Raw genomic sequence first — 26,169 nt, forward strand, 5'->3', positions numbered from 1 at the left:
CGGCCGCCGACGAGGTGCGACGATGGCACGATGGACGCTCTGTTCTCGGTTCCGGAGCCCCGGAACGAAACGGTTCGTGGTTATGCGCCCGGCAGCCCCGAGCGCGCGTCACTGGCGGAGCGGGTGGCGGCGCTGAGCGGGGAGCGGCCGGATCTGACGATGACGATCGGCGGCCGGCAGCGGATGGCCGACGGCCCGGCGATCGAGGTGGTCCAGCCGCACCGGCGTCGCGAGATCCTCGGCGTGACCGGAAACGCCTCCCGCGCCGACGCCGCTTCGGCCGTCGAGGCGGCGAAGCGGGCCGCGCCCGGCTGGCGGGAGCTGCCGTTCAGCGAGCGCGCGGCGATCTTCCTGAGGGCGGCCGAGTTGCTGGCCGGGCCGTGGCGCGACACCCTGAACGCCGCCACCATCCTCGGCCAGTCCAAGTCCTGCTACCAGGCGGAGATCGACGCGGCCTGCGAGCTGATCGACTTCCTCCGCTTCAACGTGCACTTCGCCGAGCGGCTCCTGGCCGAGCAGCCGGAATCCTCACCGGGCGTGTGGAACCGCTTCGACCACCGTCCCCTGGAGGGCTTCGTCTACGCGATCACGCCGTTCAACTTCACGGCGATCGCCGGGAATCTTCCGAGCGCGCCGGCGCTGCTGGGCAACACGGTGGTCTGGAAGCCGTCGCCGACCCAGCAGCTGTCGGCGCACTTCACCATGCGGCTGTTCGAGGCGGCCGGCCTGCCAGCCGGTGTGATCAACATGGTGACCGGTGACGGTCTCGCCGTCTCCGATGTGGCGCTGACCGATCCGGACCTGGCGGGCATCCACTTCACCGGCTCCACCGCCACGTTCCGGCAGTTGTGGCGTGCGATCGGCGAGAACATCGGCCGCTATCGGGCGTACCCGCGCCTGGTGGGAGAGACCGGTGGCAAGGACTTCGTCCTGGCCCATCCGAGCGCGGACGCCGAGGCGCTGCACACGGCGCTCATCCGAGGGGCGTACGAGTACCAGGGGCAGAAGTGCTCGGCGGCGTCCCGTGCCTACGTGCCCCGCAGCCTATGGGACGGTGGCCTGCGGGATCGCCTCGCCGCGTCGGTCGCCTCCATCGGCTACGGGGACGTCACCGACCTCTCCGTCTTCGGCGGCGCGGTGATCGACGGCAGGTCGTTCGCCCGGCTGGCCGGCGCCCTGGACCGGATCAAGAACAGCGCCTCGTGCACCGTGCTGGCCGGTGGAGTGGCCGACGACTCGGAGGGCTGGTTCGTCGCACCGACGCTGGTCGAGGGGACGGATCCGACCCACGAGATCTTCACGACCGAGTTCTTCGGGCCGATCCTCGGCGTGCACGTCTACCCGGATGCGGAGTTCGAGGCGGTCATGGCGCAGGCCGACGCCGCGACGCCGTACGCCCTGACGGGTTCGATCTTCGCCACCGACCGTGCTGCGGTGGACCGCGCGCAGGCGGCGCTGCGATTCACGGCGGGCAACTTCTACGTCAACGACAAGCCCACCGGAGCCGTTGTCGGACAGCAACCGTTCGGCGGCGCGCGGGGGAGCGGGACCAACGACAAGGCCGGTTCGATCTTGAATCTGCAGCGGTGGGTGTCGCCGCGGACGATCAAGGAAACCTTCGACCCGCCGACGCAGTGGAACTATCCGCATATGAGCTAGGTGTCGTTTTTCGCATGTCAGCTTTGCCGGTTTTCGTCCGGTTGCTGCCTTGCACGTGTCGTCTGACCGTTTGAGTGTTCCATCCTACCTGCTCAAGACCGCTTCGAAGGGCAAAACGCCGCGTCTGCCCGCAGGTTGCCGGACTGTCTGTGCGGGACAGTCGTTTGTGGAGACGCAAACTGGACGGATCGTGCGAAATCCTGGACGCCGGGAGGACAAAGTGGCAGCTTAGAAGGCATGCCCGACTTCCAAATCAATCCGACGGCGGCTGCCCTTCTCGGCCTGCTCCATGAGGGGCCGATGACCGGTGGCCAGCTGATGGCGGCTGCCGAACGCCGCCTCGGGCCCTACTGGTCGATGACGCGGAGCCAGGTCTACCGCGAATTGCCCGTACTGGCCGAAATGGGGTATGTCCGCCTCGGCAAGCCGGGTCCCCGATCCAGTCAGCCCTACGCCATCACGGCTTCCGGCAAGCGTGCCTTCAGCCGCTGGCTCGCCGAGTCGCCCGGCCGCGACGCGCTGCGTAATCCGGTCGCGCTGCGGGTGGCCTTCGGCCAGCAGCACAGCGGCGACCAGCTCGAGACGCTCTACAGCAATGCCAACCAGTACCACTCCGAGGCCATGGCGATGGCGAAGGAACAGGCCAAGGAGGCGAAGAAGAACGGTGATCCGTACGGCGCCGCCGCGCTGGAGTTCGCCGTCGCCTATCACAAGGCCGCCCTCACGTGGCTCAAGGCCGTGCCGACGAGCTGATATGCGACCTGCCCGGCCAGCTCACTGGCCGGGCGGCGTAGTCTTGAGTGTCGTGACCGCTGCCGACTTTCCCGAGCAACTCAAAGTCCTCGACGCCACCCTCCGCAACATCGAGACCGTCCTGGACGTGGACAAGCTGCGCCGCGACAAGGCCGACCTGGAAGAGCAAGCCTCCGCACCGGACCTCTGGGACGACCAGACCCGCGCGCAGGAGGTGAACAGCCGCTTGGCGTACGTGTCGGGCGAGATCTCCAAGCTGGAGCGCCTGCGGTCCCGGCTCGACGACGCCGGGGTTCTCCTGGAGCTCGCCGAGGCCGAGGCTGACGCCGGGTCGCTCGCCGAGGTCGGCGACGAGGTCACCACACTGAGCAAGGCCATCGAGGAGATGGAGGTCCGCACTCTCCTCTCCGGTGAGTACGACTCCCGTGAAGCTCTCGTCGCGATCCGGGCCGGCGCCGGTGGCGTGGACGCCGCGGACTTCGCGGAGATGCTCATGCGGATGTACCTGCGATGGGCCGAGCGTCATGGTTACCCGACCGAGGTCTACGACACGTCGTACGCGGAAGAGGCCGGTCTGAAGTCCGCGACCTTCGCGGTGAAGGTCCCCTACGCGTTCGGGACCCTGAGCGTCGAGTCCGGCACGCACCGGCTCGTCCGGATCAGCCCGTTCGACAACCAGGGCCGCCGGCAGACCAGCTTCGCCGGCGTGGAGGTTATGCCCGTTGTGGAGCAGACCGACCACATCGACATTCCGGAGAACGAGATCCGGGTCGACGTGTACCGGTCGTCCGGCCCGGGTGGGCAGAGCGTCAACACCACCGACTCGGCGGTCCGGCTGACCCACATCCCGACCGGCATCGTGGCGTCCTGCCAGAACGAGAAGTCGCAGCTCCAGAACAAGGCGGCTGCCATGCGGGTGCTCCAGGCCCGCCTTCTGGAGCGCAAGCGCCAGGAGGAGGCGGCCAAGATGGCCGATCTGAGGCAGGACACCACCGGATCGTGGGGCGATCAGATGCGTTCGTACGTCCTGCACCCGTACCAAATGGTGAAGGATCTGCGCACTGAGTTCGAGGTCGGTAACCCGATGAGCGTGTTCGACGGCGATGTGGACGGCTTCATCGAGGCGGGCATCCGTTGGCGGAAGCAGAATCAGTTGAGCGCGTCCTCATGATCGTGACTGAGCGCTACCTCGCCTGAACAGTCGGTCAGGCGAGGTGCGTCCAGTTTCGCTGTTGCCGCAGGTGGCAAATATTCCGGCCCCCAGCGGACTTGGCGATTTCGTTACACCGCGTAGACTCCAGTCCCGTGATTCAGCTCGAGAACGTGACGAAGACGTATCCGAAGGCGTCTCGGCCGTCGTTGGACAATGTCAGCGTCGGGATCGAGAAGGGTGAGTTCGTCTTCTTCATCGGCCCCTCCGGTTCCGGCAAGTCGACGATCATCAAGCTGCTGCTGAAGGAGGTATCCCCCTCCAGCGGCAAGGTGGTGGTGAACGCCAAGGACGTGACCTCGCTCCGATCGTGGAAGGTTCCCCACTTCCGCCGGTCGATCGGGTGCGTCTTCCAGGACTTCCGCCTGCTCCCCAACCGCACCGCGTACGAGAACGTGGCTTTCGCCCTCGAGGTGATCGGCAAGACCAAGGCCGTCGCCCGGCGCGTCGTTCCCGAGGTGCTCGAGCTGGTCGGTCTCGGCGGCAAGGAGCACCGTTACCCGCATGAGCTCTCCGGTGGTGAGCAGCAGCGTGTCGCGGTGGCCCGGGCCTTCGTGAACCGCCCGCTGATCCTCCTGGCCGACGAGCCCACGGGTAACCTCGACCCGGACACCTCGATCGAGATCATGCGACTGCTGGACCGGATCAACCGGACCGGCACGACCGTCGTGATGGTCACGCACGACTCAAACATCGTCAACCAGATGCGCCGGCGGGTCATCGAGATCGAGAGCGGGCGGATCGTCCGCGACCAGGCCCGCGGCGTCTACGGCTAGGCCCGGCCCCGTGTACCTATCTATGACTGACGCAGGAACACGCGGAGTCCCGGAAGGATCCCCCCGATGCGCGTGAAGTACGTCCTCAACGAGGTCCTGGTGGGCCTGTGGCGAAACGTCACGATGACGATCGCCATGATCATCACCATGGCGGTCTCGTTGACCATGTTCGGCGCCAGCGTGCTCATGTACATGCAGGTCGACCGTATGAAGGATTTCTATTACGGCTCGATCGAGGTCTCGATCTTCCTGACCGACGACGTCGACGAAGCGCAGAAGGCGGCGATCGACCAGGCCATCGACAGCGACCCGCTGGTCAAGGAGAAGACGTACGAGAGCAAGGAGCAGGCCTTCGAGCGCTTCAAGGTGCTCTGGGAGGACTCTCCTGACTTCGTCAACTCGATCAGCTCGAGCAGCCTGCCCGAGTCCTACCGGGTGAAGCTGACCGATCCGGAGAAGTACGCCGACTTCGCCAAGAAGATCGAAGGGCTGGAGGGCGTACGGCAGATCATCGACCAGCGCACCCTGCTCGACAAGGTCTTCAAGATCTTCAACTCGATCCAGGTGATGTCCCTGGTCGTGGCGGCGGTGATGGCATTCGCCGCGTTGCTGCTGGTCGGTAACACCATCCAGGTCGCCGCCTACAGCAAGCGCCGAGAAGTCGCGGTCATGAAACTGGTGGGCGCGTCGAACTGGTTCATCCAAGCGCCATTCGTCCTGGAGGCGGTGGTCGCCGGCTTGATCGGCGCGGTGCTGGGCTTCGTCGCCCTGTTCATCGGCAAGGTGGTCCTGCTCGACAACAAGCTCCAGGCGCTCACCACGATCTTGACGCCCATCCCGAACGGCAACGTGTGGCTGATGCTGCCGCTGCTCGCCGGTGTCGGCGCCCTGGTCAGCGCGGTCACCGCCTGGGTGACGCTGCGGTTCTACCTCAAGGTCTGACGCCCGAGCCAGCTGTTCACCGACGGCCGCGATCCCGGATGGGGTCGCGGCCGTCGGGCGATTTGGGGCTTTGCAGGTGATTAGTGGGGGTACGGTGACTCCCCGTGAGGTATTGCCGTTCTGCCGCTCTGCTCGCCGTTTGTCTGTGTTTGCTGGGTTTCTCGGAAGTGCCCGCTGCGCCGACGATGGTTCCCGTGCATCAAGCAGCGCCGGCACGCGCGGATCGGGAGGGTGACGCCGCCCGGGCGGTCCGCCGGGCCGAGGCCCTCCTGGAGAACGCCAGCGCCACCGCCCGGTCGGCGGCCCGCCGGCTCGCCGTCGCCACCGCCGCGATGCCCGCCGCGCAGAAGAAGGTCGCCACCACCCGCGGCGTCGTCGTCGCCACCCGCGTCGAGGCGAACACCGCCCGGCGGCAGGCGAACCGGGCCAGGGAGGACTACGGCCGGATCGCCCAGCGCTACGCCGCCGCGGCCGGCCGGGTCCGCGAGGCCCGTGAACGGGTCGACACCATCGCCGCCACCAGCTACATGGGCAGCACCTTCGCCAGGCTCAACGTCCTGGTCACCGCGGCCGGACCGCAGGACATGCTGGACCGGATGGGCCTCGTGGAACAGCTGATGGACCACGAGCAGGAGGAGGTCCGTACCCTCATCGACGCCCGCCGGGAAGTCCGCGCCGAGCAGGACCGCGCCGGCGCCGCGAAGCGCGCCGCGGAGGAGTACGAGCGGATCGCGCTCAGCAAGCTCCGCGCCGCCCAGACCGCCCAGGTCGCCGCGGTGAAGGCCCGGCAGGCGATGTACCAGCTGGTCCTCGCCCGCAAGACCGCCCTGACGACGGCCCAGTCACAGCGGGCCGCCGTGCTCGCCCAGTACCGTGCCGCGCTCGCCACCGAGCGCAAGGTGCAGGCCGCCCTGCGCGGTTTCGACCACCGCAACGGCACCTCCGCGCGACGCTACGGCGGTGGGCGCCTCATGATGCCGGTCCAAGGATGGAAGACCAGCGACTTCGGCAATCGGTACGACCCCTACTACCGTGTCTGGCAACTCCACGCCGGAACCGACTTCGCCGCCGGGTCGGGCACCTCGATCCGGGCCGCCGCCTCCGGACGGGTGATCCAGTCGGACTGGAACGGCGGCTACGGCCTCTACACGTGCATCAACCACGGCCGGCTCGGCGGGTACGGCTTCACCACCTGTTACGCACACCAGTCCCGGTCGTACGTGCGACCCGGCACCTACGTCCGGCGCGGCCAGGTGATCGGGCGGGTCGGCAGCACCGGCGCGTCCACCGGCGCGCACCTGCACTTCGAGACACGGTTCGGCGGGGTGCCGCGCAATCCGCTCCGATACCTGCCGGGCTGCCTCTGCTGACGATCCTTGTACTATTGATCGGTTGCACGAACGTCGATAGGGAGGGCCGACATGCCGCGCGAACAGGGGCGTAAGCCGGTGGCCTCCAACCGCAAGGCGTACCACGACTACGCCATCCTGGACACCTACGAAGCCGGGATGGTCCTGACCGGGACCGAGGTGAAGTCACTGCGGGCCGGCCGGGCCTCGCTGGTCGACGCGTTCGGCCACGAGAACCACGGCGAGCTCTTCCTGCACGGGATGCACATCCCGGAGTACACGCAGGGGACCTGGACCAATCACGAGCCTCGGCGCGTACGGAAACTTCTCCTGAACCGCGAAGAGATCCACAAGGTGCTCGGCAAGCTGCGGGACGACGGCATCACCCTGGTGCCGCTACAGGTCTACTTCCAGAACGGCTACGCGAAGGTCGAGATCGGCGTCGCGAAGGGCAAGAAGAGCTACGACAAGCGCCAGGACCTCGCCAAGCGGGACGCCGAGCGCGAGATCAACAAGGCCATGGGCCGCCGTGCCAAGGGCATGGACTGACGGGGTATCCTCGTCCGCCCCTGATCCTGTTGATCGTCTATCGGCTCTGCCGACCGTCCTTCGGCTCAGTCGATCGTTGTTCGGCTCTGTGTTCGCGAGGAGACTCGGCCCGTTGTCCAAGCATGCCGATCAGAAGCTCACCCCCGCACGACTCATCCTCGGTCTCGCCGCCGCCGTCCTGGTCGCGCTGGTCGGCTGGATCGTGATCCGCTCCGGCGACTCCTCGGCCGAGGCCGGGGGTGAGCCGCTGCTGGTCCAGCCCTCCGCGGCCGACCTGCAGGCGGTTGAGAACCACATCCCGCTGGACGAGGCGCTGACCACCGCGACGGCCTCACCGGGCGCGTCAACCTCGGTCTCACCGTCGCCGTCGCCCTCGGTGTCCGTGTCGGTCTCCGTCTCGGCCTCCTCCGCCCCGGCGTCGCCGTCGGCCGGCCCCACGCCGTCCGTGTCGTCCGCACCGGCCGCGGCGCCGACCTCGCCGGCGGGGTCCTCACCGATTCCGGAGAAGACCACCACCAAGGCGCCGCAGACCCCGAAGCCGACCCGGACCACGACCGCGCCGCCACCGCCTGTCGACCACTTCGCGGCCACCTACTCCACGACGGCGAGCTGGCGCGGCGGCTTCATCGCCTCGGTCCGGATCGAGAACACCAGCTCGGAGTCGCGCGACTACACCGTGACGATCGGCTACCCGTCCGGCTCCGACATCAAGCTCTACGGCGTCTGGAACACCCGCGCTTCGGAGAGTGGCAACCAGGTCACCCTGACCGGCACGCTCCGCGGCCGCAGCTCCGTCTCCGCCGGTTTCCAGGGCGGCAAGGACGGCGACAGCAGTGTGAGATCACCGAGCTGCTCCGTCGCTGGCGGTTCCTGCCGGGTGAGCTAAGATTGTCTAGCTGTACCAAATACCAGGGGGTGACTGGTTTCGACTTCGTACGTGGAGACAGGGGAAGCGAGCCGAGGAAGCCGACGTCGTCTCGAGAATCGGTCGTCGGAAACTTATAAGCGCCAAGGATAACTCCCGCGCTGACTTCGCTCTTGCCGCCTGAGGTAAGTAGCAAGTCTGTCGACCCGGGGTCGCCTTCGACCCGGTTTGTCGGCATCAGCTAGAAGGCTGGCCAAGCAGTCCTAGTCGTGAGGATTGTGCGGCGAGATCAAACACGGCTGGGCCCGTCATACCAACTCGCTCACGTGATTGGTAGGGCCGAGTAAAGGCATAGTGAGCTGCGCTCGGAGAAGCCCTGACGAAGCACCGAAGGACCCGGGTTCGATTCCCGGCACCTCCACCGAGTGGGGGTCACTCGAAGCCGCGAGAGCGGGGGAGAGTTCACCTGGAACGGCGGTACGGCCCACGAGGGCCGTGCCGCCGTCGCCGTTTCAGCGCGGCCGGGCCATGCCCATGCCGCGTTCCATGGCCTGGATCAATGACCGGCGACGTTCCGGTGAGCGCGGCCAACCCGGGGCACTCGTCACGGTCATGTGGTCGTAGAGATGAGCGGCCTTCGCGGAGCGGAGCCAGCGTTCGGTGATCTCGGTGAGGCGATCGGGGCCCATCGCGGCGGCGAGGTGCTCACCGAGCACGCGGACTGCGGCGGCGGTGTCATCCGTGTCCTCGGCGAGCAGCAGGTCCTGACCGTGTTCCGATTCGTAGACGTAGTCGTTCACCACCGGCGATTTCGCGTACCAGTAGAGGACGGTGGCTATGTCGATGGCGTCCTTGAACTCGTTGTACTCGCTGCGATCCAGCCACGCGGCGAGCTTCAAAGCGGCGTATCCCGCGACGGTGGGGATCTTGATCGTGCCGCCGCTCGGCAGTGTCAGCGGCAGTGCCGCGGCGAACACCTCGGCGAAACCCCATACGCTGAGTGGCTCGTTGCGGGCCGGCGGGGTGACCGTTCCTCGCGGATCCTCGACGTCGCCGAACGGCATGAGATCCGCGGGCACATTCGCGATCCGGAACTGAATCCCGGTGTTTCCGGACGGCGGAAGTTTCTCGACCAGCTCGCCGTAAGCCGGCCAGTTCGATATCGCGAGCCCCAGGTCGATGTCGGTCGTGGCGCGGAGGCCGAACCCGTGTCCGAGGGCGCTCTGCATGATGTCCCGGCTGTGCGCGCCGACGATCATGATCTGCGCCGCGTCGAGCGCTGTCGACGTGGCGAGGAGTTCGGTCACCACCGCGTCGGCGAGGTGCAGCAGTCCCGGATCAGCTCGGGTGAGGTCGAGCATGGCGAATCCTCCACTTCTCGGCCACTTCGGCGAGGCGCGCGTCTCCGGTGGACAGGAGGTCCGCGTAGACCAAAGGCCATGGAGCGTTCTGCTGCCGGCCCTCGGGATCCTCCTCGTGAGGGCGTGGCGAGATCCAGAATTTCTGGCGGATGAAGACGTTCGATACGAGATCCGGGCTCGCGCTCCACCGGTTCAGGATGGGCAGCTTCGGATCCAGAGCAGACACGTACGCGGTCAGCGTCGCCGGGCGCGCGATGTCGACGCCTTCGGCGGACTCGCTGCTCAGGAAGATGGGCTGGTTGCTTCGGAGCGGCTGCCCGGGGTCTCCGTGGTACTCGGCGAGACGCACCCGGCGGCCGAGCCCTGAGGGATAGGCGGCGGCCCAGTACTCGAGCAGCCTCTCGCTGGGGATGAAGTTCTCCTCCGACCGAGTGAGAAGCCCGGCACTCCCGAGCTCGGTCACCGCTCCCTGTGCCGTCCCGAGGGAGACGCCTGCCGCCCTGGCCAATGAGCGGATACCGCTCTGGGCCAATTCGGGCCAGGCGAGCAACGCGAGGACGAGTTGCGCCCGGCCGGCACTGAAGAGATTGTTCGGCCGTTCCGCCCGGGCCGACTCGGAGGTGATCTTCGGGCCGGCGTGTGAAGGCTTCGTGCGTCCCTCGATCTCGATGAACACGGGTCCGAACGTGATGAATGCGTTTCCCAGCGTGTCGATGAACTGGACATCGGCAAGCCGGAAGCCCGCGGCGCTCCGCGGACTGACCCGATCGCCGATCAACAGCACCGGAAGGGAGCCCTTCGCGTGCCTCCGGTGTGCCAGGGAACTCATGGTCATCTGCGGCATGACGACCACCGCATAACGGGCTCTGGCCTTCGCCCGGGACAGCGTGACGATGGCATCGGCGCCGAGGTCGCCGTGCGGGGCGTCGGGCGGCTCCAGGGACTCGATCGTCAGGCCGATGCCGAACTCGCGGAGGCGCTCCCGGGCGCCCTCCACCCGCGCCATCACTTCACTGACCACGAGTCATCTCCATCAGGGTGTTCAGTTTTCTAGCTTGTTCAGAATAACTGAACGCACCTTCGAACTGAACGCTCCCGCGTACGAGGTCAGGGCAGTCGAATCGGCAGTTTGATGCCCGCCAGGGCGTCCTTGCAGGGACAGGAACGGTCGGTGGGCAGCTTGACCACCGCGTCCAGCAGGACCTCGCGGAGGCGGGCGGTGTTCTCCGCGAAGACGCGGAAGACCTCTTCCTGGGTGACGCCGTGGTCGCCCTCGACACCCGCGTCCAAGTCGGTCACCAGCGCGATCGCCGTGTAGCAGAGCTCCAGCTCGCGAGCCAGGACCGCTTCCGGGTGACCGGTCATGTTCACGATCGTGCCGCCGATCGCGGTGAACCAGCGGGACTCGGCGCGGGTGGAGAAACGCGGGCCCTCGACGACGACCATGGTGCCGCCGTCGACGGCGTTCACCCGCTCGGCGGAACTCAGGACGACGGAGCGGCCCGTCGGGCAGTACGGATCGGCGAACGAGAGGTGCACGGCGCCTTCGTCGTAGAACGTCTGCTCGCGGCCACTCGTCCGGTCGATCAGCTGGTCCGGCACGACGAACGTGCCCGGGCCGAGCTCCGGGCGCAGGCCACCGACGGCACACGGCGCGATGATCTGGCGGACGCCCAGGGAACGCAGCGCCCACAGGTTCGCCCGATAGGGGATCTTGTGCGGCGGGAACCGGTGGTCGCGCCCGTGACGCGGCAGGAAGGCCACCCGGCGGCCGTTCACATCGGCCACGGTGATCTTGTCGGAGGGATCGCCGTACGGCGTGGTCACCTCGATTTCCGTGGCGTTGTCGAGGAGCGCGTACAGCCCCGATCCGCCGATGACGCCGATCTCTGCTGCCGTAGGTGGCGGGTTCATGTCCAGACCTTATCCGCGGCCGGAAACGCAAGCTAATGTGCTGACATGGCTACGTCGAGCGGACGGCGGTAATCAGATGTTCGGTGAGGGGCAGCAGCGGGTGGGAGGCCGGCCGGTGGAGTCGATGACCGGGCAGCTCCTCGTTGCGACGCCCACCCTCAAAGATCCGAACTTCGATCGTACGGTGGTGCTGCTCGTCGCCCATGAGACCGGCGGCGCTCTCGGCGTCGTCCTCAACCGGGCGACGGAAGTCCCCGTCGCCGAGGTCCTCGGCAACTGGGGCGAGCTCGCCGGCGACCCGGCAGTCCTCTTCGAAGGCGGCCCGGTCCAGCCCGAGTCGGCCATCTGCCTGGCACGCACCCGGCCCGAGGTGAAGAAGCGCGTGTCCGGTTTTCATCCTGTCAGCGGCGCTCTCGGCACCCTCGACCTCTCCGCCGACCCCGACCGCATGCGGGAGAACGTCGCCGGCATCCGCGTCTTCGCCGGCTACTCCGGCTGGTCCGCCGGCCAGCTCGAAGAAGAGATCGCGGCCGGCTCCTGGTTCGTCTTCGACGCCCTCCCCGGCGACCCCTTCGTCGAACGACCCGACGACCTGTGGGCCATGGTCCTGCGCCGCCAGGGCGACATCCTCGCTGCTGTGGCCCACTTCCCCCCGGACCCCACCCTGAACTGAGGGGGTGCCGCAACCCCCTCCGCGGAGGTGTGTAGTATTTCCAGCGTGCCCGGGGGAAACGCCGGGGACGAAGGCAAGGGGCTGTGGCGCAGCTGGTAGCGCACCACACTGGCAGTGTGGGGGTCAGGGGTTCGAGTCCCCTCAGCTCCACCCTTGCGAAACGCCCGGACTGAGTCCGGGCGTTTTTTGTTGTCACGGTTTGATGAGGTCCTCGGCGACGAGAGCCAGCATCGGGCAAGCGAACCTGGTGCGCGGCTTTCGGGCCAGCTCGAATGCTGCTTTCAAGCACGACACGAGATTTCTCTCGTGGTCCGGCAGAAGGGCCTGTGCAGTCTGCCGCACGGCTTCGTCCTCGACGCAATCGGCGATCACTGCTTGCAGGATGGCGATCTCGCGGCTGGTGCACCGCTTTATCGGTTTGCGGGCCAACGGCGCGATCGAGTTCAGCCGGTGACTCCGAGCCAGCCTCCGGAAGGCGCTGACCTGGACCCGGCGTTCGCCGTCCGCGGTCAGGAAACACAGGACTTCGCGAGGCGTGTGGGGGTTCTTGGCCACGGCATTGCGTACCGCCGGGCTGGGGTCCCGAGCGAGCAGCACCAATTCGTCCCGGGCGACGCTGTGTCTGGCCACGGCTCTTCTGCTGTCCGTATGTAGCTCGGCAAGCTCCATGAGGCCAGAGTGCCACCGCCTGGGGCCGCGCCGGAAGGCGTCGTCAGGCCGCGCGCAGTGGGAATGCCGATCCTGGCTCGTCGGGGCGCCAGCCCTGCTCTCTGCCCTGGCGGACCATGTCGGCCACCAGGGCGGGGACCCGGGGGACGCCGGACCAGGTGGGTGGTTCGGGAAGGGTGGCCAGCAGGATGGCGCCTCGGCGGTCGGCCTGTTCGACGGCGAAGGACAGTGGGGCCGGGCGGGACGGGCGTTTGCGGACACGCCAGCGATAGACGACGCCGTCGACCGTTACCAGGCGCGATTCCTTCCTCAGTAGAGCCATGTGTCGATCCATGCCCGGATGAGGTGCGGTCGAATCAGGACAGGCTCTCTTTGAGCTCGGCCAGGTCGGCCGTCTCGGACGTGGTGATGAAGGCGTTCAGCGACAGCGAGACCGCGGCGTAGTCACCTTCGGTGGTGAGATTGGCGCTCTCGACCAGGACGGCGCGGGGCTGGGTGCCCTGCAGCTGCTTCATGAACTTGCTGAGGTTCGTGGTCTTGCCGGACGCGTTCAGCGTGATCGGCAGTTCGGTGACGGTGGCGGCGCCGTCGGCGGTCTCCGGCGCGGCCGCGCTGTACGCGCTCACGTCGACCGAGAGTTTGGTGCCGAGGGTCTGCAGCTCGCGGAGGAACGCCGGGATGTCGTTGTTGTTGCTCTTCCCCGGCAGGGCGGCCTGGTAGGTGGCGAGCTTCGCCATGTACTCGTCCAGGTCCTCGGCGCGCTTCTTCTGCTGCGAGTATTTGCTCTTCAGGCTGCTGGCCTGCGCTGTGATCGTGCCGGCCTGCTCGCGTTCGCCGTCCGCCTCCGCGTACTTCGGCTTGATCATGAGGAACCAGCTGGCGACGATGAGGACGGCGATCAGTGAGATGCCGCCGATCAGCCAGATGCTGTCGATGCGTCGTGCCGTCATCACTTTCCTCCGCTCGGGCAGACGTGGTCCTCGTCGACGAGCCGGCCGCAGAGCGCTTCCTCGGTGATGGTCACGGTGATGCTGAAGGAGACCGCGTTGCTGCCGGCGCTGTCGATGTTGCTGACGAACGGGTTGTCGACGTCCTTGAGGTCGCTGAGGGCGTCCACGTACGCGGCGACGATCTTCTTGTTCTTGGCGGTGCCGGTGACGGTCGCGGTGCCGACGTCGGTGCCGGTGTCGGTGATCGCGTTGTTGCCGGCGGAGTAGAGCGCGGCGGAGATCCCGGTGACCGTCACCTTCTCCGTCTTGGCCTTCGCCCGGATCAGGTCGAGCAGGTTCGCCCAGGAGAGGTCGTCGGCGAGGACCACCTTGAGTTCCCGGGCGAGCAGCGTCGTGCCGTTCTCGGCCTGGATCAGGGCCTGCACCTCGGGGTCCTTCTGCTGCGTCCGCTGCACGTCGGTGAGCTCGGAGAAGGCGGCGTTGTTCTCGTCCCGGGCCGTGTTCAGGTCCTGGACGGCGATCCAGTACCAGCTCGCCAGCAGACCGATGACGATCGCAAGGGAGACGAGGACGAAGCCGCGGGTACGCCGGGCCCGCCGCCCGTCGCGGATCTCCGGCGGCAACAGGTCGGCTCGGATGGTCAGCACCCGGGCCGCCTGTTGCGGGGAGACCGAGGGATCCAGGGGCATCAGGACCGTCGTCATCGGGCCGCTCCCAGGGTCAGGCCGATCGACACCGCCGCCGACGGCACGAAACTTTCGAATCCACGTTCCCGGGCCCGCCGGGTGTCGCGCAGGCGGGCCGTGCTGTCCGCGTACATGACCGCGACACCGAGCTGCTCCTGCAGGTGCTCGGCGAGGCCGGGCATCAGCGCGCTGCCGCCGCAGAGCGACACCCGGGTCACCTGTTTCTGCCGTTCGCCGGAGGCCAGGTACGTGAAGGAGCTGCGCAGCTCGCTGGAGAGCGGCCGGACCGCGTCGGTGAGCGCCGCGACCGTGTCCGGGTTGCCGTCGCCGTGCAGCCCGAACCGGCACTTGATCACCTCGGCCTCGGTGGTGTCCACGCCGAGCCGGGTCGCGATGCTCTCGGTGATCTCGGTGCCGCCGCGGGGGAGGGTACGCACGAAGATCGGCTCACCGTCCGCGTGCACCACGACGCTGGTGATGTTGGCGCCGATGTCGACGATCGCCTCGACCTGCGCGTCCAGCCGGGAGGCCGCCCGCAGCAGGGCGAACGACGCGAGGTCGACGTCGTTGACGGTCAGCCCCGCCTTCTCGACGGATTGCACGAGGGTGACCACGGCGTCCTTCGGCATGGCGATGAGCAGGCCGCGTACGGTCGCGTTGTCGCCCGGCTCCTCGAGCGGGTAGAAGTCGAGCAGGGAGCGCTCGACCGCCAGCGGGAGCGCCTCCTTCACCTGGAACGGCAGCGCCTGCTTCATCTGGTTGGCCGGCAGGTTCGCGATCGACATCTCCCGGACCACGAGCTGCGGGTTGGTGACGCCGAGGCTGACCTTCTTGGTGCCGAACCGGCTGGCCGCCCAGAGCTGCTTGAGCGCGGCGGTGACGGCGACCGGGTCCTGGACCACGCCGCCGGTGACGGTGCCCGGAGGCAGCGGGAACTGACCGAAGTTGATCAGCGAGTAGTCGTCCTTGGAACGCCGGATCTCGACCGCCCGGATGGAGGACGAGCCGATGTCGAGCCCGATCGGAGTTGCGCCGGCCATCGACCTTCCTTCCTGTCAGAGCGCGAGCGGAATCAATCAGTACGTCGGTGCGAGGAGCAGTCCGGCGTACCAGTCGCCGAGCGGCGCCGCCGCGAAGACCGCGAGGAACGCGCCGGCCAGCATGTACGGGCCGAACGGGATCTTGCTCTTGCGGCCGGCCAGTTTCAGGGTGAGCAGCACCGCGCCGACCAGCCCGCCGAGCAGGAAGCCGGCGAACGCGCCGATCGCGACCGCGTCCCAGCCGAGCCAGCCGAGGTAGAAGCCGAGCAGCGGGGCGAGCTTCACGTCGCCGCCGCCCATCCCCCAGAACGCGATGACCAGGTAGAACACGTAGAGCACCACCGCCGCCGCCAGGCCGCGGATCACCGCGCTCAGGTCACCGGCGGCGAGCGAGACCGGCACGAGAAGAGCGAGGGCCACTGCGTACGAGGGCAGCACGATCTTGTCGGGCAGCCGCATGACGTCCAGGTCGATGAGGGCCAGGGCGATCGCGACGGCCGCGAGGTAGAGGTAGGCGGGCAGTTCCCAGGACCAGCCGAACCGGGCGGCGACGGCGACGAACAGGGCCGCGGTGCCGGCCTCGACCAGCGGGTATCGGGCACTGATCGGCGCCCGGCAGTCGGCACAGCGTCCGCGGAGCATCAGCCAGCCGAACACCGGGACGTTGTGCCTGGCCCGGACCGCGTTGCCGCAGTGCGGGCAGTGCGAGCCGGGACGTACCAGCGACTCGCCGCGCGGCACCCGGTAGATCACGACGTTCAGGAACGAGCCCACCGCGAGACCGAACACGCCGGTCAGGCAGAGGAGCAGCACCGTCTCCGTCATGACCTTCCTATCGGCTCGCGGCGGGCTTCGACGCAGGACTCCGGTCCCGGGCGGGACACCCGGGACCGAAGTGACGGATCACTTGCAGGTGGTCAGGGACAGCGTGCCGCTGGCGGTCTTGACCGAGCCGCCGGTCGAGCTGTCGTAGACGTACCACTTGCCGCTGCCACCGGTGTTGTTGGCGCAGATCAGGTACGCGGTGGTGCCGTTCGGGACGTAGGCGAGCTGGGTCTTGTCGGAGAGCGTGATGGTGGCGTCGGTGCCCGAGCCGATCTTCGTCAGCGTCAGCGACGTCACGGTGCCGGTCGCGGTCGCGGTCTGCGCCGTGGTCGGGTACGCGTTGCCGTTGTTCGTGTAGAACTGCTCGACCGCGCTGATCGCGCCGCGGACGTCGGACTGGGCCGACTTGTCGGCGGCGCCCTGGCGGTAGTTCAGGTACACCGGGACCGCGATGGCGACGAGGACACCGATGATGACCACGACCACGAGGAGCTCGATCAGGGTGAAGCCTTCGTCGCCCTTCTTGGCGCGGAGCTTGGCGATGACGTCCTGCATTCGGGGTGCCTCCATGGGCTGATGAGGATGGGGCGGGGAAAGGTGGTGCGATACCGGCCGTCGGGATCGGCCGGGGGGACAGCTGTGTCAGCTCGTCTGAATGTTCTGGCCGATGGTGAACATCGGCAGGTAGAGGCAGATGACCATGCTGCCGACCACGGTGCCCATGACGACCACCATGATCGGTTCGATCGCCGCGGTCAGGGATTCGGCTGCCTCGTCGACCTCTCGGTCGTAGAAATCGGCAACCTTGTCGAGCATCTGACTGATCTGACCGCTTTCTTCGCCGACTTCGATCATCTGAGTGACCATCTCGGGGAAGATCTTGTGATTGCGGAGCGCCGAGGACATCGGCTGGCCGTCGCGTACGGTGGCCTGCACGTCCTTCATGGCGACGTTGATGACCTCGTTGCCGGTCGTCTCGCCGACCACCGACAGCGCCTGCATGACGGGTACGCCGACATTGAGCAGGAGCCCGAGGTTGCGGGAGAACCGGCTCATCGCCAATTTGCGCAGCAGCGGCCCGAAGACCGGCATGCGGAGCTTCACCTGGTCGACCTTGAGCCGGAAGTCGGCACTGGCCCGGATCTGCCGTTTGTAGGCGAAGGTGCCGCCGAAGCCCAGGCCGAGGACCAGCGGGCCGACCCAGCCCATGTTGCGGCTCGCCGTGACGAGGAACTGGGTCGGCGCGGGCAGCTCGCCGCCGAGGTTCTTGAACATCCCCTCGAAGATCGGGACGATGAAGATCAGAACGCCGGCGATCATGATGAACGTGAAGCCCAGCACGATCGCCGGGTAGGTCAGCGCGCCCTTGATCTTGCCGCGGAGCGCGGTGTCCTTCTCCAGGCTCTCGGCGATCTGTTCGAGAGCCTTGTCGATCATGCCGCCGGTCTCGCCGGCCCGGACCATGGCGATCATCAGGCGCGGGAAGACCCGGTCGTGCTTGGCCATCGACGCGGAGAGCCCGCCGCCCGCTGCCACGTCCGTCCGTACCTCGGCGATCGCCTTCTTCAGCGGCGCCGCCGAGGTCTGCTCCTCGAGGATCGCGAGCGAGCGCAGCAGCGACATGCCGGACGAGGTCATCGTCGCGAACTGCCGGGCGAACACCGCGAGGTCCTTGAGCTTGACCCGGTTGCCCAGGCCAGGGATCTTCACCTCGCGCTGCAGGCCCTGTCCGGCCAGGGTCAGCCCGATCGGCACCTCGCCGCGCGAGCGCAGCATGTGGGTGGCGGCGGCCTCGTTGGGCGCCTCGATCGTGCCCTTCGACTTCTTGCCGTGGGCGTCGATCGAGTTGTAGTTGAAGGTCTTGGTGGCCGGCATCCGTTCACGACCGTCCCACGAGCCGTTTGAGCTCGTCCGATGAGTGGCTGAGTTCGAGCGCGGTCTGCATGCTGATCACGCCCTCCCGTACCTTCTCGGCCAGGTGCTGGTCGAAGGCGAGCATGCCCTCGCTGGCGCCGGCCTGCATGAACGACGGGATCTGGTGCGACTTCCCCTCGCGGATCAGGCTGCGGATGGCCGGGGTCGCGGTGAGGATCTCAGCGATCACGACGCGCCCCTTTCCGTCGGCCTTGGACGCGAGAGCCTGGGTGATCACGCCCTGGAGGCTGGCGGCCAGCTGGGCGCGGATCTGGAGCTGCTGGTGCGGGGGGAAGATGTCGATGACGCGGTCGATGGTCTGGGTGGCGCTCTGCGTGTGCAGCGTCGCCAGCACCAGGTGACCGGTCTCCGCGGCGGTCAGCGCGGTCGCCGTCGTCTCCAGGTCGCGCAGCTCGCCGACGAGGATGATGTCCGGGTCCTGCCGCAGCGCGTGCTTGAGGGCGCTCGCGAAGTTCTCGGTGTCCGCGCCCACCTCACGCTGGTTGACCACGCTGCGCTTGTGCGGGTGCAGGAACTCGATCGGGTCCTCGATCGTGATGATGTGGTCCGCCCGGGAGCGGTTCGCCAGGTCGAGAAGGGAGGCCAGGGTGGTGGTCTTGCCGGAACCGGTCGGGCCGGTGACCAGGACCAGGCCGCGGGGCAGGTGGGCGAAACGGGCCACCGACTCCGGCATGCCCAGCTCGTCCAGCGGCTTGATCTTGTGGGGGATGGCCCGGAAGACGGCGCCGCACGACGTCCGCTGCCGGTAGAGGTTGCCGCGGAAACGGGAGACGCCGACGATGCTGTGCGCGAAGTCCATCTCCTGCTCGCGCAGGAAGATCTCCCACTGCGCCGGGCTCACCGCGGCGCGGGCCAGCAGTTCGGTGTCGGCGGCGTTCAGTTTGCCGTACCCGGGGACCGGCCGCAGCGAGCCGTCGACCCGCATCATCGGCGGCGAGCCGACCGTGAGGTGCAGGTCGGAGCCCCGCGACTCCACCAGAGTGACGAGCAACTGGTCGAGCACGTCCAGATCGTCGGAGGCGGCTGCCGACTCCGGCTGCCGAACCTGCTCGATCGTGTCCATTTCCCGCTCCAGACCTTTCATGGTTCCGACACCTGTTTTTTCGGCACCGAGGGGACCCGCTTTAGTAGCCGAAGGGGTGCGTACGGGGATCAAACGGCGACTCGGGACACCTCCCGCAGTGACGTCAGGCCCCCGGCAGCCTTGGCCAGGCCGTCGGCGCGCAGGTCGTACATGCCCTGGGCCAGCGCGACCTCGCGGATCTCACCGGCCGAGGCGCGTCGGATGGTCAGCGACTCGATCTCCGGGCTGACCGGCATCACCTCGTGCAGCGCGATCCGGCCCTTGTACCCGGTGTTCGCGCAGTTCCGGCAGCCCACCGGCCGGTACAGCACCTGCGGATAGGCCAGATCGTCGAGGGGCCAGCGGGCGGCCAGCACCTCCTCCTCGGTCGGCGCGTAGGCCTCCTTGCACCAGTCGCAGATGCGCCGGGCGAGACGCTGGGCCAGCACGCAGTCGAGCGACGAGCCGACCAGGAAGGGCTCGATGCCCATCTCGGTGAGCCGGGTGACAGCGCCCGGGGCGTCGTTGGTGTGCAGGGTGGAGAGCAGCAGGTGGCCGGTGAGCGCGGCCTCCACGGCGATCTGGGCGGTGTTGCCGTCCCGGATCTCACCGATCAGCACGACGTCCGGGTCGGTACGCAGGATCGCCGGCAGCACCGCCGCGAACGTCAGCCCGGCCTTCGCGTTGACCTGCACCTGATTGACGCCGCGCAGCCGGTACTCGACCGGGTCCTCGACCGTGATCACGTTGACCTCCGGCCGGCTGATCTTGCCGAGGGTCGCGTAGAGCGTGGTGGACTTGCCGGAACCGGTCGGCCCGGTGACCAGCACCATCCCGTGCGGCTTGCTGAACGACTCGCTGAAGCGGTCCAGGTTGTGCTGGGTGAAGCCGAGTTTCGCCAGGTCGAGGTCGATGCCGCCGGTGTCCAGGACACGGAGCACGATCTTCTCGCCCCAGACCGTGGGGAGTGTCGCGGCACGCAGGTCGACCGGCCGGCCCCGGATCAGCGACGTGATGCGGCCGTTCTGCGGCACCCGCTTCTCGGTGATGTCGACGCCCGACATGATCTTGATGCGCGAGGTCAGGGCGGCCATCACGCCGCGCGGCACGATGTCCAGCTCGTGCAGCACGCCGTCGATCCGGTACCGCACCCTCATGTCGTCCTCGGTCGGCTCCAGGTGCAGGTCGGAGGCGCGGTTCATGACGGCCTGCTCGATCAGGCTGTTCACGTACCGGACGATCGGCGCGTCCTCGGTGCTGGTGGCCTGCGCGGCCATCTCGGCCGATTCCTCGGCGTCGTCGGCGAGGTCGGCCAGGTCGGCGCCCTCCCGCTGGAGGCGCTCGATGATCCGGCGGACCTCGCTGCGGGCCACCACGACGGGCCGGATCGTCATGCCGGTCGCGGCCCGGACGTCGTCGAGCGCCACCACGTCGGCCGGGTCGGTCACGCCGACGACCAGCTCGCCGTCGTTGATCGCCAGGCCGAGGACCCGGTGCCGCAGGACCACCGGCAGCGGGATGCGCTTGAGCGCGACCGGGTCCGGCGTGAAACCGACCAGGTCGAGGGTGTTGATGCCGAACGCCGCGGCGGCCGCCTGGGTGAGCTGCTCCTCGGTGACGACCTGGTCGTTGATCAGGACTGCCCGGACCGGCCGTCCGCTGCGGTGAGCCTCCTCAGCGGCGGCGTCGACCGCGTGCGGGTCGACGCCGATCTGCTTGAGGGCATCGAGCAGCGGGCGGAACGTTTGATCCATCGAGTCCTCCGTGGGACCCATCGGACGAACCGCCGGATTGCTTAATCACCCGGTGTGCCGGAACGTCCGGCGATAGGCGGAAGGCGCCACTCCGATCGCGGCGTGCAGATGCTGCCTCAATGCGGTGCCGCTGCCCAGCCCGGCCCGGCGGGCCACCACCTCCACCGCCAGATCGGTCGACTCGAGCAGGATGCGGGCGTGCTCCACCCGCTGCCGCAGCAGCCACTGCCGTGGGCTCAGGCCCGTCTCGTCCCGGAAGTGCCTGGTGAACGTCCGCACGCTCATCCGCGCGTGCGCGGCCATCTCCTCCAGACTCACCGGATCGGCCAGCCGTTCCAGCACCCAGGCCCGGGTGGATTCGGTGCCGTTACCGGCGACGGCCGGCACCGGGCGTTCGATGAACTGGGCCTGGCCGCCGTCCCGCCACGGCGGCACCACGCAGCGGCGAGCCACCCGGTTCGCCACGTCGGCGCCGTGGTCGCTGCGCACGATGTGCAGGCAGAGGTCGATGCCGGCGCCGACACCGGCCGACGTCAGCACGTCGCCGTCGTCGACGAAGAGCACGTCGAAGTCCCACCGGACCTGCGGGTAGAGGCCGCCGATCCGCTTCGCCCAGGCCCAGTGGGTCGCCGCCGGCCGGCCGTCCAGGAGCCCGGCGGCGGCCAGGACCGACGCTGCCGTGCAGATCGAGACGATCCTCACGCCGCGGGCGGCCGCTGCCAGGAGCGTTGCCCGTACGTCAGAAGGAAGTGTCCCGTCGGTCACCGGACCACCGCCGTGCACGCCGGGGACCACCACCGTGTCGGCGCGGGCCAGCTCGTCGAGACCGAAGGCGGGCGTGATCGTGAAACCCGCCTCGGTGAGCACCGGACCGGACCCGCAGACCACGACGTCGTAGAGGTGCTTCCCGCCGGCGTCCCGTGCGGTGCCGAAGACCTGCGTGACGGTGCCGAGGTCGAACGGGACGACGCCGTCGCAGAGGAGGACGCCGATGGTGTGCCTGGAAGGAGCGACCATGGCTCGATTCTTGCGCATGATGGCCTCCCGGCCACTCGTCCGGACGTGCCCGAGACCGAAGAATCGGTGACGTGAGACGAATCCACCCCGCCTGGGCCGTCGCAGCGGTGACCTTCATCGCGCTGATCGGCGCCGCGGGCTTCCGCGCCACTCCGTCCGTCCTGCTGCAGCCACTCCACGACGAGTTCGGCTGGTCGCTCGGCACCATCTCGGCCGCCGTCTCGGTGAACCTGCTGCTCTACGGCCTGACCGCGCCGTTCGCCGCGGCGCTCATGGACAAGTTCGGCATCCGCCGGGTGGCGATGGCCGCCCTCTTCCTCGTCTCGCTGGGCTCGTTCCTCACCCTCTGGATGACGCAGAGCTGGCAGCTCATCCTCTGCTGGGGTGTCCTGGTCGGGCTCGGCACCGGCTCGCTCGCCCTCGGATTCGTCGCGACGATCACCGGCCGGTGGTTCGTGAAGCACCGCGGGCTGGTCACCGGCGTGCTCACGGCGGGCGGCGCCACCGGAAACCTGATCTTCCTGCCGGCCCTCTCCCGGATCGCCGAGTCGGACGGCTGGCGGACGGCGGCGCTGACCGTCTCGGTGGCGGCGCTGCTCGTCGTACCCCTGATCTTCTGGCGGTTGAGGGATTTCCCGGCGGACCTGGGGGTGACCGCCTACGGAGGCATCGGCGCCTCCAGGATCGACCAACCACGTGGTGCGGCCCGCACCGCTCTACGCGGACTGCGCGACGCCGCCAGGACCCGCGCCTTCTGGCTGCTGGCCGGCGGTTTCGCGATCTGCGGCGCCACCACGAACGGCCTGGTCGGCACGCACTTCATCCCGGCCGCTCACGATCACGGGATGCCGCAGACCACGGCGGCCGGGCTGCTCGCGCTGGTCGGCGTCTTCGACATCGCCGGGACGATCGCGTCCGGCTGGCTGACCGACCGGGTGGACAGCCGGATCCTGCTCGGCGGCTACTACTTCCTGCGCGGCCTGTCGCTCCTGGTGCTGCCGTCGATCCTGGCCGCCACCGCACACCCGAGCATGCTGGTGTTCATCCTCTTCTACGGCCTGGACTGGGTGGCCACCGTGCCGCCGACGGTCACGCTCTGCCGGGAATACTTCGGCGCGGCCGGTCCGATCGTCTTCGGCTGGGTCTTCGCCTCGCACCAGTTCGGCGCGGCGATCGCGGCCACCACCGCGGGTGTGGTCCGCGACCAGCTCGGTGAGTACACGGCCGCCTGGTACGGCGCCGGCGCCCTGGCGATCCTGGCCTCCGTGCTGAGCCTCATGCTCTTCGCCGGCACCAGGATCAAGACGATCACGCCGGAGCTGGGCCTGATCAGGGGATGAGCTCGACGACCTCGAGCAGGCCACTGAGGACCAGGATCTGTCGGACGTTGTCACCCGGCCGGGTGAGACCGAAACGGATCCCCGCGTCCCGGGCCCGCTGGAAGGCGGAGATCAGCGCGCCCAGACCGGTCGAGTCGATGAACGCCACCCCGGCCATGTCGACCACGATCCGCTGCGGACGACTGGCGACCGCCTCCCCCAGCACGACCCGCACCTGTTCCACGGTCAGGATGTCGATCTCGCCGGTCAGCGACACCGTGGCGGTGCCGTCGGCCACATCCAGGCTCGTCACGATCTCATCGGTCACGGCAGGCCTTCCGTTCCGGGCGCGTGCCCGCTTTGCGTTGGCGGGGGTTCCACGTACGGTAATCGGCATCACCAACACGTGAGGAGCACAGTGTGCCGATCCGTGGCGGCCTGCCGCCGCGCAACCCCCGCTTCGTGGGCCGTGAGGAGCTGCTGACCCGGGTGCGTGGCCTGCTCGGCAACGGTCCGGTGGTGCTGCTGCCGAGCCCTGAGCACCAACTCGGCGGTACCGGACGTACCCAGCTGGCCGTGGAGTATGCCTATCGGCACGCCGAGAGCTACGACCTGGTCTGGTGGATCCCGGCCGAGCAGAACGCCGGGATGCGCGCCGCCCTCGCCGGTCTCGCGCAGCAGCTCGGCGTCCCCGAGGCGCGCGATCTCAACCGGACACTGGGCGCGGTCCGCGATGCCCTGAGCCGGGGCGAGCCCTACCGGAACTGGCTGGTCGTCTTCGAGAACGCCAACCGGCCCGAGGACATCATGCCGTACCTGCCGAGCGGGGCCGGGCACGTGCTGGTGACCAGCCGCAATCCCCGGTGGACGGCCGAGGTGGCGCAGGCCATGCCGGTCCCGGTCTTCGACCGGACGGACAGTGTGGACCTGCTGCGGGCCCGGGCGCCGGAGCTGTCCGCAGCCGACGCCGACCAGCTCGCGTCCCGGCTGGACGACGTGCCGATGGCGCTCGACCTGGCCGCCGCGGTGCGCGAGGCGTCCGGCTGGCCGCCGGCCGAATACCTGCGGCGGTACGACGAACGCGCCGCGGAGCTAGCGTTCCCGACGCCCATCAGGGTGTCCTGGGGCCTGGCCGCCGAGGCGCTCGGCGAGAACGCGCCGGCCGACCGGGTCCTGCTCGAACTCTGCACCTTCCTGGCCAGCGCCCCGATCTCGTGGCGGCTGCTCTGGGCGGCCCGCACCCTGCCGCTCGACGCCGAGCTGGCCCGCACCGTCCGGGTGGAACGCCGGCTGCGCGCCGCGATGCGCCGGATCGGGCGGTTCGGCCTGGCCGAGCTGGACCCGGCCGGCGAGAGCCTCACCGTGCACCCGCTGGTCCGCGGCATGTTCGGCCAGGAGCTCAGCTCGGAACGGCACGCGGCCCTGCTGCGTACGGTCCGCGGGATGCTGGCCGCCGCCGACCCGGGCGACCCGGACAACCCCGCCGGGTGGTACCGGTACGCCGAGCTGGCCCCGCACCTGATCCACTCCGATCTGCTCGGCGGCGACGCCGAGGAGGTCCGGCAGCTCGTCATCAACTGCATCCGGTTCCACTTCGCCCGGGGCGACTACGACTCCAGCCGCGACCTGGCGTCCTCGGCGGTGGCCCGCTGGCGTGACGCCCTCGGCGAGTCGGCCGAGCAGACGCTGCTGGCGGCGTTCCACCTGGCGAACGCGTTGCGTGCGGTCGGCCGTACCTCGGATGCCCGGAACCTGAATCTGCAGACGCTGCGCACCCAGCGGGAGGTCTTCGGCGGCGACGACGAGGCGACGCTGGCCACCGCGAACAGTGTCGGCGGCGACCTGCGGATGCAGGGCCACTTCGGTCAGGCACGGCAGCTCGACGCGGACAACCTGGTGCGGTACAGGCGGCTCTTCGGCGAGAGTTTCCCGACCGCGCTGCGCTGCGCCAACAACCTCGCCGCCGACCTGCGGCTGCTCGGCGACTTCCGGGGCGCCCGGTCGCTCGACGAGACCACCCTGCGGCACCGCCAGGCGATCTTCGTGGACGGTCACCCGGAGACGCTGTCGTCCCGGACCGGTCTCGCCTTCGACCTGTACGGGCTGGGCGACTACGCCGGGGCCGCCGCGCTGCTCGCCGACGGGCCGCCCGGCCGGGTCCCGGCCGATCACCCTTTCGCGCTCTGGGCCGGCCGGTTCGCCGCGATGGCCGCCCGCCGCCGGGGCGAGCCGGAGGCCCGGGAACTGGCCGCCGCGAACTTCGCCGCCTGCCGGCAGAAGTTCGGTGACCTGAACGTCGACACGCTCGCCGCCGCCGTCTCGCTGGCCCACTGCGCCCGTGCCGACGGCGACCTGGCCGGCGCCCACGAGCTGCTGGAACGCGCGGTGATCCGATACCACGCGGTGCTCGGCGACGAGCATCCGTTCACCCTCGCCGCGTCGGCCGGCCTGGCCGCCGTGGTGCGGGCGGCCGGCCGGTACGCCGAAGCCCGGACCATCGACCAGGAAGTGCTCGGCGGCCTGCGTCGCAGTGTCGGCGCCGACCATCCGTTCACCCTGAGCTGCGCGAACGGTTTCGCGGCCGATCTCGCCGCGGCGGGGGAGGCGCAGCCGGCCCGGGAGTTGGCAGCCGACACGCTGCGCCGGTCCCGGGCGGTCCGCGGTCCGGATCATCCGGACACCGTGGCCTGCGCGTGGAACCTCGCGCTCGGCGACGGCGACGAAGCCGCGCAGCAGCAGGCCCTCGACGAGCTGGCGAAGGCGTTCGGCGACGGCCATCCGCTGTTCCGGAGGACCGCCGCCGGCGAACGCCTGGAGACGGACATCGATCTGCCGCCGCTGTGACTCCGCGATCTTCCAT

At 68.8% G+C, this 26,169-nt stretch carries 26 protein-coding genes, 1 tRNA gene and 1 other RNA gene; 13 read left to right on the forward strand and 15 right to left on the reverse strand.

Annotated elements, in window-relative coordinates:
* The first annotated feature begins 30 nt into the window (after positions 1-30).
* From pruA to ssrA, 9 genes are all read left to right on the forward strand, one after another.
* Positions 31-1,659 carry an L-glutamate gamma-semialdehyde dehydrogenase gene (gene pruA, locus EP757_RS14760; protein WP_127546428.1) on the forward strand — a complete coding sequence of 543 codons (1,629 nt, stop codon included), beginning with the start codon at positions 31-33 and terminating at the stop codon, positions 1,657-1,659.
* Between the two features lie 237 nt (positions 1,660-1,896).
* Positions 1,897-2,412, forward strand: a complete 516-nt coding sequence (locus EP757_RS14765; protein ID WP_127546431.1) for a PadR family transcriptional regulator — start codon at positions 1,897-1,899, stop codon at positions 2,410-2,412.
* Between the two features lie 52 nt (positions 2,413-2,464).
* Positions 2,465-3,583 (forward strand): peptide chain release factor 2, encoded by a 1,119-nt coding sequence (prfB, locus tag EP757_RS14770; protein ID WP_127546434.1) that lies wholly within the window; start codon positions 2,465-2,467, stop codon positions 3,581-3,583.
* A 134-nt stretch (positions 3,584-3,717) separates the two neighbouring features.
* Positions 3,718-4,398: a cell division ATP-binding protein FtsE gene (gene ftsE, locus EP757_RS14775; protein WP_014441003.1), complete on the forward strand. Its 681-nt coding sequence runs from the start codon at positions 3,718-3,720 to the stop codon at positions 4,396-4,398.
* Between the two features lie 66 nt (positions 4,399-4,464).
* Positions 4,465-5,340, forward strand: coding sequence for a permease-like cell division protein FtsX (gene ftsX / locus EP757_RS14780; protein WP_127546437.1), 876 nt, complete (start codon positions 4,465-4,467; stop codon positions 5,338-5,340).
* Positions 5,341-5,525: 185 nt separating this feature from the next.
* Positions 5,526-6,710 (forward strand): M23 family metallopeptidase, encoded by a 1,185-nt coding sequence (locus tag EP757_RS14785; protein ID WP_232050670.1) that lies wholly within the window; start codon positions 5,526-5,528, stop codon positions 6,708-6,710.
* Between the two features lie 51 nt (positions 6,711-6,761).
* On the forward strand, positions 6,762-7,238 hold the full coding sequence (gene smpB, locus EP757_RS14790; RefSeq protein ID WP_127546443.1) for an SsrA-binding protein SmpB: 477 nt from the start codon (positions 6,762-6,764) through the stop codon (positions 7,236-7,238).
* A 112-nt stretch (positions 7,239-7,350) separates the two neighbouring features.
* On the forward strand, positions 7,351-8,124 hold the full coding sequence (locus EP757_RS14795) for a cellulose binding domain-containing protein (RefSeq protein ID WP_127546446.1): 774 nt from the start codon (positions 7,351-7,353) through the stop codon (positions 8,122-8,124).
* 25 nt (positions 8,125-8,149) lie between these two features.
* Positions 8,150-8,527: a transfer-messenger RNA gene (gene ssrA, locus EP757_RS14800) on the forward strand.
* An 88-nt stretch (positions 8,528-8,615) separates the two neighbouring features.
* Here the strand turns inward: ssrA and EP757_RS14805 are convergent.
* The 3 genes from EP757_RS14805 to EP757_RS14815 form a co-directional block, all read right to left on the reverse strand.
* Positions 8,616-9,464, reverse strand: coding sequence for a hypothetical protein (locus EP757_RS14805; RefSeq protein ID WP_127546449.1), 849 nt, complete (start codon positions 9,462-9,464; stop codon positions 8,616-8,618).
* On the reverse strand, positions 9,442-10,485 hold the full coding sequence (locus EP757_RS14810) for a type IV toxin-antitoxin system AbiEi family antitoxin (RefSeq protein ID WP_232050511.1): 1,044 nt from the start codon (positions 10,483-10,485) through the stop codon (positions 9,442-9,444). Before EP757_RS14810 ends, EP757_RS14805 begins: the two co-directional genes overlap by 23 nt.
* An 86-nt stretch (positions 10,486-10,571) precedes the next feature.
* Positions 10,572-11,378 carry an S-methyl-5'-thioadenosine phosphorylase gene (locus EP757_RS14815; RefSeq protein WP_127546452.1) on the reverse strand — a complete coding sequence of 269 codons (807 nt, stop codon included), beginning with the start codon at positions 11,376-11,378 and terminating at the stop codon, positions 10,572-10,574.
* Positions 11,379-11,454: 76 nt separating this feature from the next.
* Here EP757_RS14815 and EP757_RS14820 point away from each other — a divergent pair, with 76 nt between their 5' ends.
* Positions 11,455-12,051 (forward strand): YqgE/AlgH family protein, encoded by a 597-nt coding sequence (locus EP757_RS14820; RefSeq protein WP_127546455.1) that lies wholly within the window; start codon positions 11,455-11,457, stop codon positions 12,049-12,051.
* Positions 12,052-12,128: 77 nt separating this feature from the next.
* Positions 12,129-12,201, forward strand: a tRNA-Ala gene (locus tag EP757_RS14825).
* 42 nt (positions 12,202-12,243) lie between these two features.
* On the opposite strand, the gene EP757_RS14830 is transcribed toward EP757_RS14825, so the two are convergent.
* The 11 genes from EP757_RS14830 to EP757_RS14880 all read right to left on the reverse strand — a co-directional run bounded on the left by EP757_RS14830 (position 12,244) and on the right by EP757_RS14880 (position 22,008).
* Positions 12,244-12,720, reverse strand: a complete 477-nt coding sequence (locus tag EP757_RS14830; RefSeq protein WP_127546458.1) for a hypothetical protein — start codon at positions 12,718-12,720, stop codon at positions 12,244-12,246.
* A 43-nt stretch (positions 12,721-12,763) separates the two neighbouring features.
* Positions 12,764-13,042, reverse strand: coding sequence for a hypothetical protein (locus tag EP757_RS14835; RefSeq protein WP_127546461.1), 279 nt, complete (start codon positions 13,040-13,042; stop codon positions 12,764-12,766).
* 34 nt (positions 13,043-13,076) lie between these two features.
* Positions 13,077-13,670 (reverse strand): type 4a pilus biogenesis protein PilO, encoded by a 594-nt coding sequence (gene pilO, locus EP757_RS14840; protein ID WP_127546463.1) that lies wholly within the window; start codon positions 13,668-13,670, stop codon positions 13,077-13,079.
* Entirely contained in the window at positions 13,670-14,374 is a 705-nt protein-coding gene (locus tag EP757_RS14845) for a hypothetical protein (protein ID WP_127546466.1), read from the reverse strand. The genes pilO and EP757_RS14845 overlap by 1 nt, the downstream gene beginning before the upstream one ends.
* Positions 14,371-15,396 (reverse strand): type IV pilus assembly protein PilM, encoded by a 1,026-nt coding sequence (gene pilM, locus EP757_RS14850; RefSeq protein ID WP_127546469.1) that lies wholly within the window; start codon positions 15,394-15,396, stop codon positions 14,371-14,373. Before pilM ends, EP757_RS14845 begins: the two co-directional genes overlap by 4 nt.
* A gap of 36 nt (positions 15,397-15,432) precedes the next feature.
* The gene (locus tag EP757_RS14855) at positions 15,433-16,221 is read right to left on the reverse strand and encodes an A24 family peptidase (protein ID WP_127546472.1); all 789 of its coding nucleotides are present in this window, start codon (positions 16,219-16,221) and stop codon (positions 15,433-15,435) included.
* A 78-nt stretch (positions 16,222-16,299) separates the two neighbouring features.
* Positions 16,300-16,791 carry a type II secretion system protein gene (locus EP757_RS14860; protein WP_305032840.1) on the reverse strand — a complete coding sequence of 164 codons (492 nt, stop codon included), beginning with the start codon at positions 16,789-16,791 and terminating at the stop codon, positions 16,300-16,302.
* Positions 16,792-16,863: 72 nt separating this feature from the next.
* Positions 16,864-18,096 (reverse strand): type II secretion system F family protein, encoded by a 1,233-nt coding sequence (locus EP757_RS14865; protein ID WP_127546475.1) that lies wholly within the window; start codon positions 18,094-18,096, stop codon positions 16,864-16,866.
* 4 nt (positions 18,097-18,100) lie between these two features.
* A complete protein-coding gene (locus EP757_RS14870) occupies positions 18,101-19,219 on the reverse strand; it encodes a type IV pilus twitching motility protein PilT (RefSeq protein WP_127554248.1) in 1,119 nt (372 codons plus the stop codon).
* A gap of 89 nt (positions 19,220-19,308) precedes the next feature.
* On the reverse strand, positions 19,309-20,973 hold the full coding sequence (locus EP757_RS14875; protein WP_127546478.1) for a GspE/PulE family protein: 1,665 nt from the start codon (positions 20,971-20,973) through the stop codon (positions 19,309-19,311).
* Between the two features lie 45 nt (positions 20,974-21,018).
* Positions 21,019-22,008, reverse strand: coding sequence for a GlxA family transcriptional regulator (locus tag EP757_RS14880; RefSeq protein WP_127546481.1), 990 nt, complete (start codon positions 22,006-22,008; stop codon positions 21,019-21,021).
* 53 nt (positions 22,009-22,061) lie between these two features.
* On the opposite strand from EP757_RS14880, the gene EP757_RS14885 reads away from it, so the two are divergent.
* The gene (locus EP757_RS14885; RefSeq protein ID WP_127546484.1) at positions 22,062-23,330 is read left to right on the forward strand and encodes an MFS transporter; all 1,269 of its coding nucleotides are present in this window, start codon (positions 22,062-22,064) and stop codon (positions 23,328-23,330) included.
* On the opposite strand, the gene EP757_RS14890 is transcribed toward EP757_RS14885, so the two are convergent.
* The gene (locus tag EP757_RS14890) at positions 23,320-23,637 is read right to left on the reverse strand and encodes an STAS domain-containing protein (protein WP_127546487.1); all 318 of its coding nucleotides are present in this window, start codon (positions 23,635-23,637) and stop codon (positions 23,320-23,322) included. The genes EP757_RS14885 and EP757_RS14890 overlap by 11 nt on opposite strands.
* A 92-nt stretch (positions 23,638-23,729) precedes the next feature.
* On the opposite strand from EP757_RS14890, the gene fxsT reads away from it, so the two are divergent.
* Entirely contained in the window at positions 23,730-26,153 is a 2,424-nt protein-coding gene (gene fxsT, locus EP757_RS14895) for an FxSxx-COOH system tetratricopeptide repeat protein (RefSeq protein ID WP_127546490.1), read from the forward strand.
* The last annotated feature ends 16 nt before the right edge of the window (positions 26,154-26,169 follow it).

The organism is Actinoplanes sp. OR16, from assembly GCF_004001265.1.
In the GTDB taxonomy this organism is placed as follows: Bacteria; Actinomycetota; Actinomycetes; order Mycobacteriales; family Micromonosporaceae; genus Actinoplanes.

What these genes read in the sequence shown, in the direction of transcription:
- EP757_RS14880 (WP_127546481.1), bottom strand. Translation starts at nt 22,008, where the DNA reads ATGCGCAAGAATCGAGCCATGGTCGCTCCTTCCAGGCACACCATCGGC.
- EP757_RS14875 (WP_127546478.1), bottom strand. Translation starts at nt 20,973, where the DNA reads ATGGATCAAACGTTCCGCCCGCTGCTCGATGCCCTCAAGCAGATCGGC.
- EP757_RS14835 (WP_127546461.1), bottom strand. Translation starts at nt 13,042, where the DNA reads ATGGCTCTACTGAGGAAGGAATCGCGCCTGGTAACGGTCGACGGCGTC.
- pruA (WP_127546428.1), top strand. Translation starts at nt 31, where the DNA reads ATGGACGCTCTGTTCTCGGTTCCGGAGCCCCGGAACGAAACGGTTCGT.
- EP757_RS14845 (WP_127546466.1), bottom strand. Translation starts at nt 14,374, where the DNA reads ATGACGACGGTCCTGATGCCCCTGGATCCCTCGGTCTCCCCGCAACAG.
- EP757_RS14805 (WP_127546449.1), bottom strand. Translation starts at nt 9,464, where the DNA reads ATGCTCGACCTCACCCGAGCTGATCCGGGACTGCTGCACCTCGCCGAC.
- EP757_RS14855 (WP_127546472.1), bottom strand. Translation starts at nt 16,221, where the DNA reads ATGACGGAGACGGTGCTGCTCCTCTGCCTGACCGGCGTGTTCGGTCTC.
- EP757_RS14870 (WP_127554248.1), bottom strand. Translation starts at nt 19,219, where the DNA reads ATGGACACGATCGAGCAGGTTCGGCAGCCGGAGTCGGCAGCCGCCTCC.
- EP757_RS14820 (WP_127546455.1), top strand. Translation starts at nt 11,455, where the DNA reads ATGTTCGGTGAGGGGCAGCAGCGGGTGGGAGGCCGGCCGGTGGAGTCG.
- ftsX (WP_127546437.1), top strand. Translation starts at nt 4,465, where the DNA reads ATGCGCGTGAAGTACGTCCTCAACGAGGTCCTGGTGGGCCTGTGGCGA.
- EP757_RS14765 (WP_127546431.1), top strand. Translation starts at nt 1,897, where the DNA reads ATGCCCGACTTCCAAATCAATCCGACGGCGGCTGCCCTTCTCGGCCTG.
- EP757_RS14830 (WP_127546458.1), bottom strand. Translation starts at nt 12,720, where the DNA reads ATGGAGCTTGCCGAGCTACATACGGACAGCAGAAGAGCCGTGGCCAGA.
- pilM (WP_127546469.1), bottom strand. Translation starts at nt 15,396, where the DNA reads ATGGCCGGCGCAACTCCGATCGGGCTCGACATCGGCTCGTCCTCCATC.
- EP757_RS14785 (WP_232050670.1), top strand. Translation starts at nt 5,526, where the DNA reads ATGGTTCCCGTGCATCAAGCAGCGCCGGCACGCGCGGATCGGGAGGGT.
- EP757_RS14860 (WP_305032840.1), bottom strand. Translation starts at nt 16,791, where the DNA reads ATGGAGGCACCCCGAATGCAGGACGTCATCGCCAAGCTCCGCGCCAAG.
- EP757_RS14815 (WP_127546452.1), bottom strand. Translation starts at nt 11,378, where the DNA reads ATGAACCCGCCACCTACGGCAGCAGAGATCGGCGTCATCGGCGGATCG.
- smpB (WP_127546443.1), top strand. Translation starts at nt 6,762, where the DNA reads ATGCCGCGCGAACAGGGGCGTAAGCCGGTGGCCTCCAACCGCAAGGCG.
- pilO (WP_127546463.1), bottom strand. Translation starts at nt 13,670, where the DNA reads ATGACGGCACGACGCATCGACAGCATCTGGCTGATCGGCGGCATCTCA.
- EP757_RS14865 (WP_127546475.1), bottom strand. Translation starts at nt 18,096, where the DNA reads ATGCCGGCCACCAAGACCTTCAACTACAACTCGATCGACGCCCACGGC.